Annotated in this window: 15 protein-coding genes; 12 read left to right on the top strand and 3 right to left on the bottom strand. The window is 66.8% G+C overall.

The window, feature by feature from the left end; translation table 11 throughout:
* Positions 1 to 29 precede the first annotated feature (29 nt).
* The 10 genes from SriyCCGPB3_RS11895 to SriyCCGPB3_RS11850 all read left to right on the top strand — a co-directional run bounded on the left by SriyCCGPB3_RS11895 (position 30) and on the right by SriyCCGPB3_RS11850 (position 11,556).
* Positions 30 to 956 (top strand): LysR family transcriptional regulator, encoded by a 927-nt coding sequence (locus SriyCCGPB3_RS11895; RefSeq protein WP_006370410.1) that lies wholly within the window; start codon positions 30 to 32, stop codon positions 954 to 956.
* A gap of 185 nt (positions 957 to 1,141) precedes the next feature.
* The gene (locus SriyCCGPB3_RS11890) at positions 1,142 to 1,645 is read left to right on the top strand and encodes an RNA polymerase sigma factor (protein ID WP_350259286.1); all 504 of its coding nucleotides are present in this window, start codon (positions 1,142 to 1,144) and stop codon (positions 1,643 to 1,645) included.
* Positions 1,646 to 1,727: 82 nt separating this feature from the next.
* Positions 1,728 to 2,684: a FecR family protein gene (locus SriyCCGPB3_RS11885; RefSeq protein ID WP_350259285.1), complete on the top strand. Its 957-nt coding sequence runs from the start codon at positions 1,728 to 1,730 to the stop codon at positions 2,682 to 2,684.
* Positions 2,685 to 2,866: 182 nt separating this feature from the next.
* A complete protein-coding gene (locus SriyCCGPB3_RS11880) occupies positions 2,867 to 5,989 on the top strand; it encodes a TonB-dependent receptor (RefSeq protein WP_350259284.1) in 3,123 nt (1,040 codons plus the stop codon).
* A 53-nt stretch (positions 5,990 to 6,042) separates the two neighbouring features.
* Positions 6,043 to 6,807 carry a Slam-dependent surface lipoprotein gene (locus SriyCCGPB3_RS11875; protein ID WP_032129432.1) on the top strand — a complete coding sequence of 255 codons (765 nt, stop codon included), beginning with the start codon at positions 6,043 to 6,045 and terminating at the stop codon, positions 6,805 to 6,807.
* Positions 6,808 to 6,897: 90 nt separating this feature from the next.
* Positions 6,898 to 8,352, top strand: coding sequence for a porin family protein (locus SriyCCGPB3_RS11870; protein WP_248857777.1), 1,455 nt, complete (start codon positions 6,898 to 6,900; stop codon positions 8,350 to 8,352).
* A gap of 149 nt (positions 8,353 to 8,501) precedes the next feature.
* The gene (locus tag SriyCCGPB3_RS11865; protein WP_110714327.1) at positions 8,502 to 8,906 is read left to right on the top strand and encodes a response regulator; all 405 of its coding nucleotides are present in this window, start codon (positions 8,502 to 8,504) and stop codon (positions 8,904 to 8,906) included.
* A 9-nt stretch (positions 8,907 to 8,915) separates the two neighbouring features.
* Positions 8,916 to 10,511 (top strand): sensor histidine kinase, encoded by a 1,596-nt coding sequence (locus SriyCCGPB3_RS11860; RefSeq protein ID WP_350259283.1) that lies wholly within the window; start codon positions 8,916 to 8,918, stop codon positions 10,509 to 10,511.
* Between the two features lie 70 nt (positions 10,512 to 10,581).
* The gene (locus SriyCCGPB3_RS11855) at positions 10,582 to 10,923 is read left to right on the top strand and encodes a type II toxin-antitoxin system prevent-host-death family antitoxin (protein WP_248857775.1); all 342 of its coding nucleotides are present in this window, start codon (positions 10,582 to 10,584) and stop codon (positions 10,921 to 10,923) included.
* Between the two features lie 3 nt (positions 10,924 to 10,926).
* A complete protein-coding gene (locus SriyCCGPB3_RS11850) occupies positions 10,927 to 11,556 on the top strand; it encodes an AAA family ATPase (protein ID WP_164161895.1) in 630 nt (209 codons plus the stop codon).
* Between the two features lie 96 nt (positions 11,557 to 11,652).
* Here SriyCCGPB3_RS11850 and proP read toward each other — a convergent pair whose 3' ends face one another.
* Positions 11,653 to 13,140 (bottom strand): glycine betaine/L-proline transporter ProP, encoded by a 1,488-nt coding sequence (gene proP, locus SriyCCGPB3_RS11845; protein WP_110712498.1) that lies wholly within the window; start codon positions 13,138 to 13,140, stop codon positions 11,653 to 11,655.
* Positions 13,141 to 13,616: 476 nt separating this feature from the next.
* Entirely contained in the window at positions 13,617 to 13,844 is a 228-nt protein-coding gene (locus SriyCCGPB3_RS11840) for a hypothetical protein (protein ID WP_350259282.1), read from the bottom strand.
* Positions 13,845 to 14,006: 162 nt separating this feature from the next.
* On the opposite strand from SriyCCGPB3_RS11840, the gene SriyCCGPB3_RS11835 reads away from it, so the two are divergent.
* Positions 14,007 to 14,423, top strand: coding sequence for a host attachment family protein (locus tag SriyCCGPB3_RS11835; RefSeq protein WP_164161894.1), 417 nt, complete (start codon positions 14,007 to 14,009; stop codon positions 14,421 to 14,423).
* A gap of 110 nt (positions 14,424 to 14,533) precedes the next feature.
* On the opposite strand, the gene SriyCCGPB3_RS11830 is transcribed toward SriyCCGPB3_RS11835, so the two are convergent.
* Complete coding sequence (locus SriyCCGPB3_RS11830; RefSeq protein WP_180853947.1) at positions 14,534 to 15,127, bottom strand: NUDIX hydrolase; 594 nt, start codon at positions 15,125 to 15,127, stop codon at positions 14,534 to 14,536.
* A gap of 218 nt (positions 15,128 to 15,345) precedes the next feature.
* Between SriyCCGPB3_RS11830 and SriyCCGPB3_RS11825 the strand changes: the two genes are divergently transcribed.
* The gene (locus SriyCCGPB3_RS11825; RefSeq protein ID WP_110712495.1) at positions 15,346 to 17,691 is read left to right on the top strand and encodes a GH92 family glycosyl hydrolase; all 2,346 of its coding nucleotides are present in this window, start codon (positions 15,346 to 15,348) and stop codon (positions 17,689 to 17,691) included.
* Positions 17,692 to 17,769 lie beyond the last annotated feature (78 nt).

Below are 17,769 nucleotides of genomic sequence, written 5' to 3'. Positions count from 1 at the left end.
GCGCGCCTTGCGCCACAGGAGATCGCCCCGTGTTCATCGCTGATATCCGCCGTTGCGACCTCAACGACCTGTTCTACTTCGCCATGGTGGTCGAGCACGGCGGCTTCTCGCAGGCCGGCCGGGCGCTGGCCATGCCGAAGTCGAAACTGAGCCGGCGCATCGCGCTGCTGGAGGAACGTCTGGGCGTGCGCCTGATCCAGCGCTCGACGCGGCGTTTCTCGGTCACCGAGGTCGGCCAGGACTACTACCGCCACTGCAAGGCGATGCTGGTCGAAGCCGAAGCAGCCGAAGAAGCGATTGCGATGTCGCGCGCCGAGCCGCGCGGCACCATCCGCCTTGCGTGCCCGATCGCGATCCTGCACGCGCGCATCGGCCCGATGCTGGCCGACTTCCTGGCCCTGCACCCGCAGGTGACGGTGCAGCTGGACGCCACCAACCGCCGCGTGGACGTGGTGGGCGAGGGCGTGGATGTGGCGATCCGGGTACGGCCGCCGCCGCTGGAGGACAGTGACCTTGTGGTACGCGTGCTGGCGCGCCGGGTGTGGTGCACCAGTGCCAGCCCGGCGCTGCTGCAGCGGCTGGGCACGCCGCAGGTGCCGGCCGACCTGGCGATGATGCCGACTGTCGATCTGGCCTCGCCCAGTCAGCAGCATGTGTGGGAATACAGTGGGCCTGGCGAGGTCCAGGCCAGCGTGCATCACCGCCCGCGCCTGGTCAGCGATGACATGATCGCGTTGCGCGCAGCCGCGGTGGCCGGGGTCGGGCTGTTGATGCTGCCGCGGATGATGATCACCGATGAGCTGGAGAGCGGGGCGCTGCTGCCGGTACTCCCCGAGTGGGTGCCGAAACACGGCATCGTGCATGCGGTGTTCCCGTCGCGGCGTGGGCTGCTGCCGGCGGTACGCGCGCTGATCGATTACCTCGCCGAGCGTTTCGAGGCGTTGGACGAACCGTAGGCTCCGCATCCACGCATGGCGTGGATCTACTGGATCCGGCGCCGCCTGGTAGATCCACGCCATGCGTGGATGATCCTGGTGCCGCGCGACGGGCTTTCGCTTGCCGCCTGCGGCCGCGCAGCCCACAATCCATGTCCGGACCGTCGCCATCACGCCCATCATTCCCCGGTCCGGCCTTGGCACCTATGTCTCCCAATGCCCTGGCGCTGGTCGAGCTGCTGATCCGCGAGCGCCGTGCGTTGTTTCGCTTCATCGCGCGCTATCTCGACCCGGCCAGTACCGAGGACACCCTGCAGAACCTGTACCTGAAGGCCAGCAGCGTGCCCGGTGATCCACCGATCCTGGAGCCGCGCGGCTATCTGTACCGGATGGCCTATCACCATGCGCTCAACCGCAGCCAGGCCGACGCCCGCGAGCGGCGCGCGATGGCCGAGTACGCCACCGACATGGCCGAGGCGGGCCACGACGGCGAGGCGCAGGCACTGGACCAGGCACAGCTGCGCGAGATCACCCAGACCATCCTCGCGCTGCCAGCGCAGGTCCGCGAGTGCTTCGTGCTCAACCGCTACCTGGGCCTGAGCGAGCGCGAGATCGCCACACGGCTGGGTATTTCCAAGAGCCTGGTCGGCAAGCACGTGCTGCGCGCGGCGCTGCTGATCCAGCAGCATCAACAGGGAACGCGCCGATGACCGGCGATTGCCGTGGGCAGATCGCGCCCGCCATTGTCACAACAGGAAAGCGCACCCGTTCGCGGTGCGGCAGGCCACAACCATGACCACGTCCGAACCCTCGCCGCGTCAGGCCAGGCAGGCGTTGCGCTGGGTGATCCGGTGCAGTGCAGGCCCGCTGCCGGAACGCCAGCAACGAACCCTGCAGCGCTGGCTGCAGGCCGATCCGCGTCATGCGCTGGCCTGGCGCCAGCAGCAGGCCTTCTGGCAGGGGTTGGATGCTGCCGGGCCCGACGTGCTGGCGGCGCTGCCTGAACTGACCGCCGACCGCCAGGGATTGCGACCGATCGCACCGCGTCGCCGCCTGCCTTGGCTGCTGGCCAGTGCAGCCGCAGTGGTGCTGATGGTTGCCGCTGCGCCGCACGCGCTGCTGCTGGCACGCAGTGACCTGCGCAGCAGCGATGCGCCACGCGTGGTGCAGTTGGACGACGGCAGCACCGCCGTACTTGACGCTGGCACCGCACTGGCGATTGAGTTCGACGGCCAGCAGCGCCACCTGCGCTTGCTGCGCGGCCAGGCCTGGTTCGAGGTGGCACACGAGGCGCGCCCGTTCCAGGTCGAGGCGGCGGGCGGCCTGGTCCGTGACATCGGTACCGCCTTCAGTGTGTCGATGCTGGATACCACGGTCACCACCCAGGTCAGCGAGGGTGTGGTCGACGTGTGTCCGGGCGATGGCAGCGTACAGCGCCTGCATGCGGGGCAGTCACGCGTGTTCCGTGACGGTCGCTGGCTGCAGCCGGTGCAGCTGGAAGATCGCGAGACCATGGCGCCGTGGCGGCGTGGCGAGGTGGTGATCGACGATCAGCCGGCCGCGCAGGCCATCGCCGGTCTGGCGCGCTACCGCCGTGCCCCGGTCTGGGTACTGGGCGGGCAGGGCGCAAGCGTACGGGTCAGTGGCCTGTTCCACCTGCAGCAACCGGAGACGGCCATCGATGCGGTGGCCGCGCAGGCTGGACTGCGCGTGCAGCGCTTGCCCGGCGGGGCGATGGTGCTGTGGTGAGGCCCGCGTAGCACCCGGATGAACGGGTCGCATGAAAAAAACATGAAAAAACCGTGGGCACCTGCAGTGCCCCGCTGTCTATAGAGGTATAGCCAGAGCGAAACACCGTTTTTCCTCAAGCCAGAGACACCACCGGCACCGGATGTGCCCGTGGTCCCGCCACGCTTGAGGAGTTCCTGTCCATGCCGTCCACGGCATCCGCCTGTCATCGTCGCGCCACCGTCCTGGCCCTGGCCATCTCCACCGCATTGCTGCCGCTGGCCTGGGTGCCGGCCGTGCAGGCGCAACCGGCGGTCGTCGCGCCGCTGCGCCAGTACACCATTCCGGAGCAGCCACTGGCTGATGCCGTGCGTGCCTTTGGCCGCCAGGCCGACGTGCAGGTGGTGTTCCGCAGCGACCTGGTGGAAGGCCGCCGCTCCAGTGCAGTGAAAGGCGAGTACAGCCAGATGCAGGCCCTGCAGCAGCTGTTGCGCGGCAGCGGCGTGCGCGCACAGCGCGGCATGGACGGCACCTGGAGCCTGCGGGCCGCAGCGGAGGCGGGTGAAGGGGAAGGGGTGCGGGTGACCGAGACGCTGGACGTGGCCGGTCGCCTGCAGTCGGAAGGGGGCGAGGCCCGCGATCGGCGCGGCTACGATGATGTGTTCGCGCTGGACCTGACCACGGCGTACTCGGGGCGCGACCGGGTGGAGCGCTACCGTGGCTCCAACCCGGCCGACGTGGTCAAGGATCTGGTCGGCGTGTTCAGTGGCGATGCGCGCAACAGCGGCGCGCTGGACATCAACATCCGCGGCATCCAGGGGCCGGGGCGGGTGCCGGTCAGCATCGACGGCGGCGAACAGGCGCTCACGGTCTGGCGCGGCTACAACGGCGTGAGCAACCGCAACTACATCGATCCCAACCTGATTGGTGGCATCCAGGTCATCAAGGGGCCAGGGCTGGTGCGCGATGTGCACAGCGGGATCGGTGGTGCGCTGGTGATCAAGACCATCGACGTTGACGACATTGTTGCTGCCGGCGAACGCTTCGGCGGGGAGCTGAAGATCGAAGGCAGCAGCAATGCGGTGGCGCCACGCCTGCCGCGCCTGCACACCGGCGAGGATTACCGCACGGTGCCGGGGTTCCCGCAGGGCTCGCCGAACTCGCCCTATGATGACCGCACCCTGGTGGTGCCGGTGAAGTCGCGCAGCGGCAACAACCCCTTCGATGGCGAAGATCAGGCCTGGCGGTTGGCACTGGGCGTACGCGGCGACAACGTCGACCTGATGGCTGCCTACGCCTGGCGCAAGCGCGGCAACTATTTCTCCGGGACCCAGGGCAGCGCCTACTACGACCAGGACCGGCGTGAGCAGTTCGAGTACCAGGGCATCGACTACATCACCACGCTGGCGCGTTACTTCAAACCGGGCGATGAAGTGCCCAATACCTCCAGCGAACAGGAGTCCTGGCTGGTCAAGGGCAGCTGGCAGATCAATGACGACCAGCAGCTGAAGGCTACCTGGCGGCGTACCTTGTCCCACTACGGCGAGATCATGCCGTCGCGCATCCTGTCCGCGCCCGACTACGGACGCATCCAGTGGCCGCTCAGCCGGGTTGCGTCCGATGCCTGGAACCTGGAATACCGCTTCCAGCCGGCCGGCAGCCGCTGGCTGGACCTCTACGCCAACCTGTGGCGCACCGAGACGGACAGCGATACCTACACCGCAGGCGGCTTCCCGAACTTCGCCCCCGGCAATCCGGACTGGAATGCCGGTGCCAGCCCGATCCTGCGCAACACCGCGCTGGCGAATGCGAGCAACGACCGGACCGGCCTGACCCTGAGCAACCGCTTCGCCCTGCATTCGACCCTGGACCTGACCCTGGGCGGCAACTGGCAATACGAGAAGCTCGGTTCGAGCGATCCGTACTTCGGTACCACCGATGGCTGGCGCATGTTCCCGCGTGCCGGGCGCCGACAGGAGGGCGAGGGCTACCTGACCCTGGAGTGGCGGCCGGTCGACTTCCTTACCCTCAATGCAGGCGTGCGCTACAGCCGCTACTGGGCCTTCGACGATTTCCTCGAGGCGCACCCCGAGCTGCTGACCAAGGGCGTAGGTGGCAAGGAAGCGCAGTACACCGTGAACGAGTTGCCGCCCCGTCCCGCCAATCTGCAGGCCCGCATCGACGCGTTGGAAGCACGCCGCGCCGTATGGGAAAAGCGCGGCATGGGCTGGTTCATCGATGACAGCATCCGTGCCTTGCTGGCACCGTACGAGACGCCGCGTCCGGTCAGGTACACGCGGCCCTGGCTGCCCGATGCCGATGGCAACTACACCCGCGCCGGCAATCCCTGCCTCAATGGCGAAGTGGCGGCCATTCCCGGCGTGCAGCCGGTGTTCGCCGGCAGCGACCAGGTCTGCAACATCGGCAACAGCGTACAGTCGCAGCCGGTCGATGCACGCAACAGCCGCCGCCGCGACCATGCCTGGCTGCCGACCTTCTCGGCCACTGCACACCTGTCCCCGGCCGCCCGTGCCTACGTGCGCTACAGCGAAGCGGTGCGCTTCCCGAGCATGTTCGAAAGCACGATCGCTTTCTCCGGCAGCCTCAATCCGCTGCATGCGCTCAAGCCCGAGCACGCCTACAACTACGAAGTGGGCTACGTGCACAACCTGTCGGCCCTGTTCGGCAACACCGCCGATGCCGACGTCAAGCTGGCGTACTACGTGCACAAGACCCGTGACGTGATCGAGCGCGATGGCAACTTCCTGTTCGACAACATCGACAAGCAGACCATCCGTGGCATCGAACTGCAGGCCCGCTTCGACAACCGGCGCTTCTTCACCGATCTGGGCATCACCCGCACGCTGGAAAACGAGGTGTGTGACGAGAGCACGGCGGTGCTCCTAGATGCGAACCGCGGCCTGGTCCCGAACTGCGTGCAGGATGGTTTCGTCGGTGGCTACCTGCTGACCCAGGCCATTCCCAAGCTGTCGATCAACTGGTCGCTGGGCACGCGCCTGTTCGATGAGCGCCTGGAGCTTGGCAGCCGCATCGTGCACTACCAGCGCCACGAGAACCCTGATCTGCAGGCCTACCGTGACCGCCTGCTGAGCGGTGGCAGCGGCCTGCTCTGGCAGAACGTGCCGTTCACCTGGGGAAACATCACCACCGTCGATGCCTATGCGCGCTGGCGCTTCAACGAGCATGCCAGCGTCGAACTGGTCGGCAGCAACCTCGGCAACCGCTACTACGTCGATCCAGCCACGCGGTCCACGCTGCCGGCCCCGGGTCGCACCCTGAAGCTCGGCGTCACCGCACGCTTCTGATCTCCCACCTTCAAGCGTTGTACCCGTAGTTCCCTCAACCAAGGAGCAATACCATGAAAATGATCTCCCGTTCGGTTCTCGCCGTTGCCGCCTCGCTGGCTCTGGTCGGTGCCGCGCATGCTGCCGATATCGTTGGTGCCGCCAGTGCCAAGACTGATGCCGAGCTGTATGTGGCGGTTGGCGAATCGCAGGTCAATGGCGGCCCGCACCGCGCTGGCAAGGCCGGTATCGGTGTCGGCACCGTGTCCCAGGCCAAGCCGGTGGACTTCCAGGGCCTGAGCGCCTACTCGGCACCCACCACCGTCAATGGCGTGACGGTACGTACCCTGGCCATGCCGATCACCGGCGCACCGGGCAGCCACGCTGGCATGGGCCACTTCAACTTCGTCAAGGTCGGCAGTGGCGATGTCTGGTTCGGTGAATGGTCCAAGGATGGCGCCGCCGGTGGCTTCAACAACCGCCAGGTCTACTTCGTTGGTGACCGCGCCGGCACCACGCTGCCCGCCGGCGTGGCGTCCTACACCGTGGCTGGCCTGAACAAGTTCAACGGCAGCAACCTGCTGAGCGGCACCTTCGACGCCGACTTCGGCGCCGGCACCCTGGATGGTGCGCTGTCGGGCAACGGCCTGAACCTGGCCATCGTTGCCAACATCAACAGTGCCGACGCATCGTTCGCCGGTTCGGCCACCGCCAACGGCAGCGTTGCCGGCACCACCCAGGGGCAGTTCTTCGGCGCCAACGCGGCCGCCCTGGCCGGTATCGCCACCTTCAGCGGCAACAGCCAGTACGACACCGCCTTCGGCGGCAGCAAGAACTGATTGCCACGCCCCTGACGGGGCAGGGCAGGGACAAGCCGCGATCCGCCAGTCCCTGCTTCGGCCCGCTGCATGCACCACCACGGATCGACCATGCGCCATCCCATCTTCCTTGTCGTACTGCTGCTGGCGGCCGCCGACGTGTGCGCCCAGCAGGACGATCTTCGCCGCGTGCTCGAACAGGGCACCGACCTGCGCCACCAGCAGCAGGACCAGCAGCGCCTGCAGCAGGCCGAGTCGGAGCGACCGACCATCACCATCGACGGCCAGACCCTGCGCGTGGAGCGCACGGTCGACGATCTGGGCCAGGCGCTGTACCTGTCGCTGCAGCATCAGCAATGGGGCGCCGCGCAACGCTTCCTGGATGAATACATCGAACTGCCTGGCCACGACCCGTTGCTGCGCCACTATGCGCAGGGCGGCCTGGCGCGGGTGGTCGGCAATCACCATCGCGCGGCCAACGAGTACGAGGCGCTGCTGGAGGCACAGCCGGATTTCCTGCCGGCCCGCCTTGAACTTGCGCGCGTCTACGCCGAGGACCAGCGCGATCGCGATGCGGTGGCGTTGTTCACGGCGATCGCGGATGGCATCAATGCCGATGATCCAGCCACGGCCGGCGTCCGCGCGCGCGTGGACGGCTACCTGGGTGCCCTGCAGGCGCGCCAGCGCTGGAAAGGCGCGCTGTCCGCCGGCCCGGCATGGAGTGACAACATCAACCGCAGCTCGGCCAGTCGCACCTGCCTGTTCGGCGTAGGCGACGCCTGCATCATCGAACGGAAACTGCCCGACGCACAGCGCGCGGCGGGCCTCGACTACGACGCCAGCCTGGAACGGCGCTGGGTACTCGGCGGGCATCATGGGCTGTACGTGCGCGGTCTTGCCTTCGGTCAGGCATGGCGCGGGCACAGTGCCTACAACGAGCTCAATGCCAACGTGCAGGCGGGCTACAGCTGGCGTAGTGCACGGCAGACCGTGATGCTTGCCCCCAGTTATGACTACCAGGGCCTGGGCAATCATGCGCTGCAGGGCGGCAGTGGCGTGCACGGGGAATGGCAATATGCGCTGGACGCGCGCAGCCTGCTCAAGCTGGAGGCCGACTGGAAGCGCCAGCGGTATCGCCAGCAGGGCCTGGCCGGCAACTACGACGGCGAGCTGGCATCGCTGTATGCCACCTGGTTCCGCGCGCTCAATCCGCGCTGGACGGTCTTTGCCGGGCTGGATGTCACCGACAGCAGCGCTGCCGCCCCGGCCAACGGCTACCGCCAGCGCGGCCTGCGGCTGGGCGCGGCACGGCAGTGGAGCGGCACCACGGCCACTGTGTTCATATCGCTGCGCCATCGCGATTACGATGCCTGGAGTCCCCTGCTGGAAGCGCGCAGGCAGGACGACGAACAGAACCTGATCGCCATCCTGCGCAGCGAGCGCCTTGCCGTGGCCGGGCTGGTGCCCAGCCTGAGCCTGCGCTACGCCCGCATCGACAGCAACGTCGGCTGGCTGTACAGCCATGACCGCAGCCTGCTCAGCCTGAAGTGGGAGCGCGCGTTCTGAACCTGCGCCCAGTGGTGTCCATGCAACGACGGAGTGAGTACGCTCTGCGCGGAGTCTTCATCGATCATCACGCGCTCTTGTAGGGCCGATCGCGCATCCTGCCCGCGTGGCGACCGCAGGCGGGTCGCGTGCATCGAGGAGTGCAGGGCGTGCTGGAAGCAGGTAACAAACCAGAGGGCCTGAAAGGGTTGCGTGTGCTGGTGGCGGAAGATGAATTCGCCATTGCAATGTTCCTGGTCGACTACCTCGAACTGAAGGGAGCGCAGGTGGTGGGGCCTGCCGGTGACCTGCAGGCGTTGGGGCAGCTGGTTGATGCACATCCCATCGATGTGGCCCTGCTGGACATCAATCTGGGCGGCGAACAGGTCTATCCACTGGCCGACCGCCTGGCCGAGGCCGGCACCCCGTTCCTGCTGACCTCCGGCTACGACGACAATCTGCCCAGTCGTTTCGCTGCCGCCCCGCGCTGCACCAAGCCCTATCACATCGAAGCCCTGGTCCAGCAGCTGGCCGGGCTGGTGGCGACGCCGCAGGCTTCTGCGGGCATCGCCTGATCGCGCCGCATGGTGCGCCGTATCGAAGGTCTCCAGGTTGCCGAACCGCGCGGGGCGATGCCACCCGCACTGCGCCTGCATGCCCGCCACGATGGCATGGCGGCCCGCATTGCCCGCCACGACTGGTCGTCCACGCCATTGGGTGCCTGTGAGCAGTGGCCGCCCCACCTGCGCGCCACCGTGGACCTGATGCTGGCCCATGGCTTCCCGATGATCGTGCTGTGGGGCGAGCAGCTGGTGCAGCTCTACAACGATGGTTATGCCGAGATCCTGGCCGACAAGCATCCCGGCGGGCTCGGCCAGCCGACCCGCGAGTGCTGGCCCGAGGTGTGGCACATCAACGGGCCGCTCTATACCCGGGTTTGGCAGGGCGAGACGCTCACCTTCGAAGACAAGCTGTACCCGCTGGTCCGGCGCGGCCGGCTGGAAGACATCTGGTTCACGATCACCTACAGCCCGATCCGCGGCGAGGAAGGGCGGATCAACGGCGTGCTGGTGACCATGTTCGAAACCACCGCCGCGCATCTGGCGCTGGCCGCGCGCGAGCGCGAGGAACTACGGCGGCGCGAGAGCGAGCGGCGCCTGGAGCTGGCCTTCAGGATGCTGCCGGTCGGCCTGTGCATTGTTGATCTGCAGGGCCGCATGCTGCTGTCCAACGATCAGATGCGCGCCTATCTGCCCACCGGCAAGGTGCCTTCCAGAGACGCCGATAACCAGCATCGCTGGCACGGCTGCCATCCCGATGGCACCCCCATTGCACCGGACGACTTCGCCATCGCCCGCGCAATGCGCGGCGAGACCGTGGTGCCGGGGCTGGAGTTCCAGTACCTGCATGATGATGGCCGCGCGCGCTGGACCCGGGTCGCTGCCGCGCCGTTGCGCGACGCCGATGGCGAGGTCAGCGGCGTGTTCGCCATTGCCGTGGACATCGACGATCTCAAGCGCGCCGCCGAGCGCCAGTCGGTGCTGCTGGCCGAACTGCAGCATCGGGTGCGCAACATCATGTCGACCATCCACGCCATTGCCTGGCGGACCCGCGCGTCGGTCAGCAGCGTGGACGAATATGCCGAGCGCCTGTGCGGACGATTGATGTCGTTGGCGCGCACGCAGAGCCTGCTGACCCGCGGCGCCAATGCGGGGGTCTGCCTGCGCGGCATGCTGGATGAGGAGATCGCAGCGCAGATGCCGGCCACGGCCGCCTATCGCCTGCAGGGCGAGGACGTGCTGCTGCCACCGAAGGCGGCCGAAGTGCTGTCCCTGGCGATCCACGAATTGGCGACCAACGCCCTGAGGCATGGCGCGCTCAGCCATGAAGACGGTCGCATCGAGGTGACCTGGGACCTGCAGGTTCAGGCCGGGCAGCCCTGGCTGGGCCTGCACTGGTGCGAGCGCCATGCCGAGGTGGAGGACTGGGAGCTGCCACGCCAGCGTGGCCTGGGCCGGGCGCTGATCGAGCAGCGCGTGCCCTATGAACTGGCCGGCAGCGGCGAGTTGCGCTTCGGCCCGCAGGGGCTGGATGCCTGGATCCGCTTCCCGCTGCGCGAGCGTGACAGCCTGCTGCAGACCGATGCCCCGGGCGCGTCGGGGCCCGGTTCGGGCAGCTGAACGTCCATTTATCCCCAATTGGGCCAAATTGGGCATAATGGCCACAACCGTCGCCGTTTGGAGCCGTGCCATGACCCTGCCGCTGGATCTGCCTGGCCTTGAAAAGGCCCCGGCCTCATCGGTGAAGACCCGGGGCTGGCCGAGCCTGATGCGTACCGTGCGTGAGAAGCAGGCATTGGTCATCACCAACCACAATCACCCCGAAGCGGTGATCGTCGACATCCGCACCTACCAGGAGCTGCTGGCCAAGGCGGCTGGCGGAGATGCCGGAGGGCGCAACGAAGAGCTGCTGCGCCTGCGCAGCGAATTCGACCAGACCCTGGCCGGCCTGCAGCGTGGGGAAGGGCTGGGCAAGGTGCTCGGCCAGCCGATCCGTCGCGGTCGCAAGGTCACCCTCGGCCGTCCGCTCTGACCGATGGGGCGGATCCTGGTGCTGGCCGGCGTCAACGGCGCCGGCAAGAGTTCGCTGCTGGGCACCTGGCTGGAAGCCGAAGGGCTGGGCTGGTTCAACCCCGATTCGTTCACCCGCCGCCTGGTGGAGACCGGCTGGCCGCTGCCTGACGCCAATGCCGAGGCCTGGCAGGAAGGCACCCGCCGCCTGCGCCAGGCCATGGCCGATGGCACGGACTTCGCCTTCGAGACCACGCTGGGCGGCAACACCATTCCCCGCCTGCTGCGCGAAGCCTGCGAACGCCATCACGTTGCGATCTGGTTCTGCGGCCTGGCCACGGTGGAGCTGCATATCGCCCGCGTTGCGGCGCGGGTGGCTGCCGGCGGCCATGACATCCCGGTGGAAAAGATCCATGCGCGCTTCGATTCGGCGCGCGAGAATCTGCTGGAACTGCTGCCCCACCTGGCCGAACTGCATGTCTACGACAACAGCGCGCCCGCCGATGCCGAAGGCTGCGTCGAACCGCTGCCGGTGCTGGCGATGGCACATGGCCAGCTGCAGTACCCGGTCTCGGTGGCCGAACTGCTGCACACGCCGGACTGGGCCAAACCCATCGTAATGCGCGCGATGGAGTTGAACGCTGCGCGCGATTGAGGGCGCATGCGTTGTAGAGCCGAGCCCACGCTCGGCTGATCCCCCGAAAGGCAACCCGGCGCGGGCGTGGCTCTACAACGCCGGCTCCACCGAGCCTCAGGCCGGCTTTACCTGCTCAGGTTCCGCAGCCTCCGGCAGTGGCGGCAGGCTCGGGTCCACCGTCACCGGCACATCGCTCTTCAGCAGTGCGGCGGCTTCCTTGTCGCTGCCGACAGCCGGCGGTGAACCGCGCAGCGGCAGCCCCGCGGTTTCCTTCACGAACAGCATGGTGACCAGGCCGATCACCGCTGCGCCCATCAGGTAGTAGGCCGGCACCAGCGGGTCGCCGGTACGTTCCACCAGCCATGCAGTAACCAGCGGCGTGGTGCCACCGAACAGCGATACCGAGACGTTGAAGGCGATCGACAGCGCGCTGTAGCGCACCGGGGTATAGAACAGGGCCGGCAGCGTGGACGGCATCGAGCTGGTGAAGCACACCAGCGCCAGGCCCAGCAGCATCAGGCCAAGGAAGATCATCCAGTCGTTGCCGCTGCCGACCAGCAGCAGGCACGGAATCGCCAGCACCAGCAGCGCGATGCAGGCGCCGATGATCATCGGGCGGCGGCCCAGCTTGTCACTGAACAACCCGCCGACAATGTTCAACGGCATCATCACCAGCATCACGATGATGATCAGCAGCAGGCCCTTGCTCTCGGCGTAGCCCATGGTGACGCTGAGGTAGCTGGGCATGTAGGTCAACAGCATGTAGTCGGTGACGTTGAACACCAGCACCAGGCCCATGCACACCAGCAGCTGGCGGCCGTGCACCTGGAACAGCGCGCCAAGCCCGGGCCGGTCGTGCTCGCGCTTCTCGGCTTCCTCGGCGAAGGCGCGGAATGCCGGGGTCTCTTCCAGCTTCATGCGCATGTACAGGCCGAGCAGGCCCAGCGGGCCGGCCACCAGGAATGGAATGCGCCAGCCCCAGTCCAGCATCTGTTCGCTGCTCAACAGCATGTGCAGCGCGGTCACGGTACCGGCGCCGGCGATGTAGCCGCCCAGCGTGCCGAACTCCAGCCAGCTGCCCATCAGGCCGCGGTTGCGGTCGGTGGAATACTCGGCGATGAAGGTGGCCGCACCGCCATACTCGCCGCCAGTGGAAAAGCCCTGCACCACGCGCGCCAGCAGCAACAGCACCGGTGCCCAGATGCCGATCCGCTCGTAGGAAGGAATCAGGCCGATCGCAAAGGTACCCAGCGCCATCAGGATCATGGTGAACGCCAGTACTTTCTGGCGCCCATAGCGGTCGCCGAGCGGGCCGAACACCAGACCGCCGAGTGGACGCACCAGGAATGCCACGGTGAAGGTGGCGAAGGCTGCGATCACCTGTGCGGTGGGATTGCTCGACGGGAAGAACACCTGGCCGATGGTGACGGCGAGATAGCCGTAGACACCGAAGTCGAACCACTCCATGGCATTGCCGAGTGCGGCGGCGCCCACGGCGCGCTTGAGCATGGGCTTGTCGACGACGGTGATCTCATCGACCTTCAGGTGGCGGCGGCGTTTGAACCAGCCGAAATGGGCATGTGCCTCGGGCGTGTCCTGCATGGGGGCTCCCTTGTAGGTATGGAATAGGGGAATGGCGGCGTGGTGTGTCCCGGAAATCGGAAACGGCGATGCAGGCGCAAGTGGCGCAGGGGCATCGGAAGGCGGCGTGGGGGCCGGGGAACGTGTGCAGGCGCAACGCCACGCGCACGGCAAAGCACCGCCGCAACGGCGGAAACGCGGCAACGGGATCACAACGGTCGCGCAGTTGGCAGCCGCGTGTCACATCAGCGTGTGGGGAAGGCAGGCCGTGGGCCTGCGGGCGTCATCCGCCGGGATCCAGCGCGAGGCGGTGGCAATGCAGGGCGGGAGCATTCGTGGCAAGCGAAGCGCCGGTCGGCAGTGCTTCCCACGTAACAGGTGCGCCCGTCACGTAGTGGGTCGTGTCGATCATCCGTTCATCATAACGGCATCGGCGTGAGCATGCAGCGAAGCAGGCTGATCTGCACGCTGTGTTCCATCTCGCCTGTTCAGAAGGCTCAGGCCGACTTTGTCATCAAACCGAACACCGTGCAGGCCATCGCCAGGGCGCCCGGCAGTGCCAGTTTCCGCGTGACCAATGCGGCGCCGATCATCGTGAGTACCGAAAGCATGATGGCCAGGGCGAAGAACGGTTGGCCCTGCAGGAACTGGTGGATGCAACCGGCGCAGCCGGCAATGGCCAGGCTGGTGGCGAAGCAGACGTGGAACAGTGAGCCAGCGTACACAGAGGTTCCTCGCGATGATGGAGGCCATAGCGGCAGGCCTCCGGGCAAATTTAGGGCGGATTTCAGATTGCGATGACGGAATCACATCCTGTACGCGCTCTGGTGACATCGGCGTGCATAAGGTGGAGCGCACACCCACTTTTTGGATTGATGGAGGATGCAATGGCGCGGACGATTCCCGAAGGAACGCTGATCGTGGTTGCCGACGGGGGTTCGGCGCGGGTGTTCACCAACGTAGGCAGCGCGAACCAGCTTGCACTGAAGCAGGAGGGTGAACTGCGCCTGCAGGACATCAGCGAGCAGGGGGTGTCCGGGCAGGGCCCGGCCGGGGCGGTGCCCAAGGACATGTCGGTCTCGCAACTCAACGAGGCAACGTTCGCCAAGCAGGTGGCTGAACAGCTCAACGAGGATGCCTTGAAGAACCGCTATGCGCATCTGGTGTTGATCGCTGATCCGACCACGCTGGGCCGCATCCGTCCGTTGCTGCACAAAGAGGTCCAGGCACGCCTGCTCGGCGATATCGCCAAGGACCTGACCAACGCACCGTTGGCGGATATCCAGAAGGCACTGGCGGCGTAGCGAGGCCGATCGATCTGCCGTAGCGCCGAGCCCATGCTCGGCTGTCGCGCGGAGCGCGGCGGTTCCGCGCCGCGCAAGACGCAGCCGACGCTATCCCGTCGGTGCTGACCTCACCGCAACGGGTAGAACGGTTCGATCAATCGGGTGCCCGTTGCCTCATCGCCCTTGAATGACAGCTCGAACGCACCGCCCCACAGCGTTCCGGGGTGATCGAGCACCTGCAGGGTTTCCATCCGCAGCGCTTCCATGCCGATCAGCGTCGCTGCCTCGTCGCGGCTCACCCACCGGTATTCCTTGTCCGCGGTTCTCGCCGGTGGCTGCCCGGCCCGCAGGGTGGCGCGATAGTGCTGCCGGAACGACACCGCGTCGTGGCTTGGGTCCGGCGGATCTTCGTTGAAACGATAGCTGTAGATGGCCGCCAGCGTGAACGGCGATACCTGCAGGCCGAGATCCGATGAGAGCTGTTGCAGCGCCTGCTGGATGCTCTGTTTGCGGTTGGCGCGTACAGCGGGTGTCATCCAGCCGCTGCGGTTGTGTTCCAGCAGCAGGTGGTCCTGGTCGTCGGTGACCAGCAGGCGCAGGATGGTGTAGTCGTCCTGGGCAGCACGCGATGGGGCGGGGGGCGTGGGCGGCGCGCCATGGCTGAGCGTTACGACACCCAGCAGGCTTGCCATCACGATCCATCGTGCAGTGCGGATGAGCATGCGTCCTCTCCCGGGTGTGGACGCAGGGTAGGAGGGGGCGGGGTACACGGCAAGTGCCGGTACAGCCGTAGAGGTGAGCCATGGCCGGTCGCATTTCCTGCGGGCGTCAGCCGCGCGAGGGCATGCAGCGGGTGCAAGGCCGATGGCCGCACTGCAACATGCGGCACGGGATGCCCGGTGCTAGCATCCGGCAACCACCTGAATCGATCCAAACGCCGATGCCCACGCTGGACCGTCGTCTCCTGATCGCTGTCGCCGCCACGGCGATGCTCGCTTCCGGCCTGGCGTCGGCCGCTCCCGCCAAAACGGCCGCCGACAGGGCATACGCTTCGGTCGACCCGTTCATTGGTACCGGTGGCGAAGGCCACACCTACCCGGGTGCCACGGTGCCATTCGGCATGGTCCAGCTCAGCCCGGACACACGCATCCAGCCGCGCGAAAAGGCCTATGGCTGGGCAGCCGGCTACCGTTACGACGACAGCAGCATCGTCGGCTTCTCGCACACGCATTTTTCCGGCACCGGTCATTCGGACCTCGGCGACATCCTGCTGATGCCGTTCACCGGCAATCCCGGCCTGGAGCGCGGTGACCCGGAAAAGCCGCGCAGCGGTTACGCGTCGCGCTTCCGCCACGATGACGAGAAGGCTGAGCCGGGCTACTACGCGGTCACCCTGGACGACTACAAGGTTCGCGCCGAACTGACCACCAGCGCGCGCGTGGGCGTGCACCGCTATGCCTTCCCCAAGGGCACCGATGCCAAGGTGCTGCTGGACATGCGCACCAGCATGTACGACTACCCGGGCAAGGTGCTGTGGTCGCGGGTGCGGGTGCGCGCCGATGGCACCGTGACCGGCTTCCGCGAGACGCGCGGCTGGGCGCCGGGCCGCCAGCTGTACTTCGCGATGCGTTTCTCGCGGCCGCTTTCCGGGCATGAGCTGCACAACACCGAGCAGGACATCGTCTACAAGGGCTTCCCGCCGCCGGGCGAGAAGAATCCAGCGCAGCGGGCGCAGATCGAAGGCCGTCAGCTGGTCGGCACCTTCGCCTTCGGCAAGCTGGACGCACCGCTGGTGGTCAAGGTGGCGATCTCGCCGGTCAGCGAAGCCGGTGCCATTGCCAACCTCGACGCGGAGGTGGCCGGCTTCGATTTCGACCGCGTGCGTGCGCAGGCAAAGCAGGAATGGACGCAGGCGCTGTCGGTGCTCGATATCGATGCGCCGGAACATGCGCGACGCAGCGCCTATACCGCGCTGTACCACACGATGCTGGGGCCGACGTTGTTCATGGATGCCGATGGCCAGTACCGTGGTTCGGACAACGCGGTGCACAAAGCCGATGGTTTCACGAACTATTCGACGTTCTCGCTGTGGGACACCTACCGTGCGCTGCACCCTTTGCTGACGCTGGTGCAGCCGGAGAAGCGCAACAGCGATTTCGTCAATTCGATGCTGGCCCACCATGAGCACAGCCCCTACGGGATGCTGCCGGTGTGGTCGTTCCATGGCCTGGAAGACTGGTGCATGATCGGCTACCACGCGGTGCCAGTGATCGCCGATGCCTACGTGAAGGGCATCCGCGGCTTCGACGCCGACAAGGCGCTGAAGGCGATGGTCGAGACCGCCAACTACGGGCCCTACGATGGCATCGCACAGTACCGCGAGCTGGGCTATGTGCCGATCGACGAGGAAGGCGAAGCGGCCAGCAAGACGCTGGAATACGCGTTCGATGACTGGACCATTGCTCGAATGGCGCAGGCGATGGGCAAGACCGATGTTGCGGCCACCTTCGACACGCGCGCCGGCAACTGGCGCAACGCCTTCGACAAGGACACCGGCTTCATGCGCGCACGCAAGCGCGATGGCAGCTTCCGCACGCCATTCGACCCCAGCGCCAGTGGCTACGGCACCGACTACACCGAGGGCAATGCCTGGCAGTACTCCTGGTACGTGCCGCAGGACGTGGCCGGCCTGGCCGCCGCGCACGGGGGCAGCGACAAGCTGCTCGCGCGCCTGGACGAAGTGTTCAACGCCAAGGTCGATCCATCCATCTTCGAGCACATGGAAGACATCACCGGCCTGATCGGCTGGTATGCGCATGGCAACGAGCCCAGCCACCACGTGGCCTACCTGTATTCGTATGCCGGCCAGCCGTGGCGCACCCAGGCGCGCCTGAAGCAGATCATGGACACCCAGTACGCCGACCGCCCCGATGGCCTGGCCGGCAACGATGACGTCGGCCAGATGTCGGCGTGGTACGTGTTCACCGCGCTGGGCTTCTATCCGGTGGCGCCGGGCTCGGGCGAGTACATCCTCGGCCGCCCGTTCCTGCCGAAGACCACGATGCGCCTGCCGAACGGCAAGACCTTCACCATCGTGGCCGATGGGCTGGATGACAAGCACACCTATGTGGGCAGCGTGAGCCTCAACGGCAAGCCGCTACAGCGCACCTTCCTGCGCCATGACGAGATCCTGGCCGGCGGCGAGCTGCGCTTCAGCATGCAGGCCGAGCCGAACAAGGACTGGCCGGGGCAGGGCGCGCAGGCGCCGTATTCGATGAGCCGGTGATGGGTTGTGGGTTGGCGTACGGGGATCCCGCTTCTGGTAGGTGCCAACCTTGGTTGGCACGCGGGACGTCAACGGCGC

Origin of the sequence: Stenotrophomonas riyadhensis (genome assembly GCF_040256885.1) — a bacterium.
Classification (GTDB): domain Bacteria; phylum Pseudomonadota; class Gammaproteobacteria; order Xanthomonadales; family Xanthomonadaceae; genus Stenotrophomonas; species Stenotrophomonas riyadhensis.
Note: the sequence above shows the minus strand (reverse complement) of the source record. Positions and strands in the feature narration are given on the sequence as shown.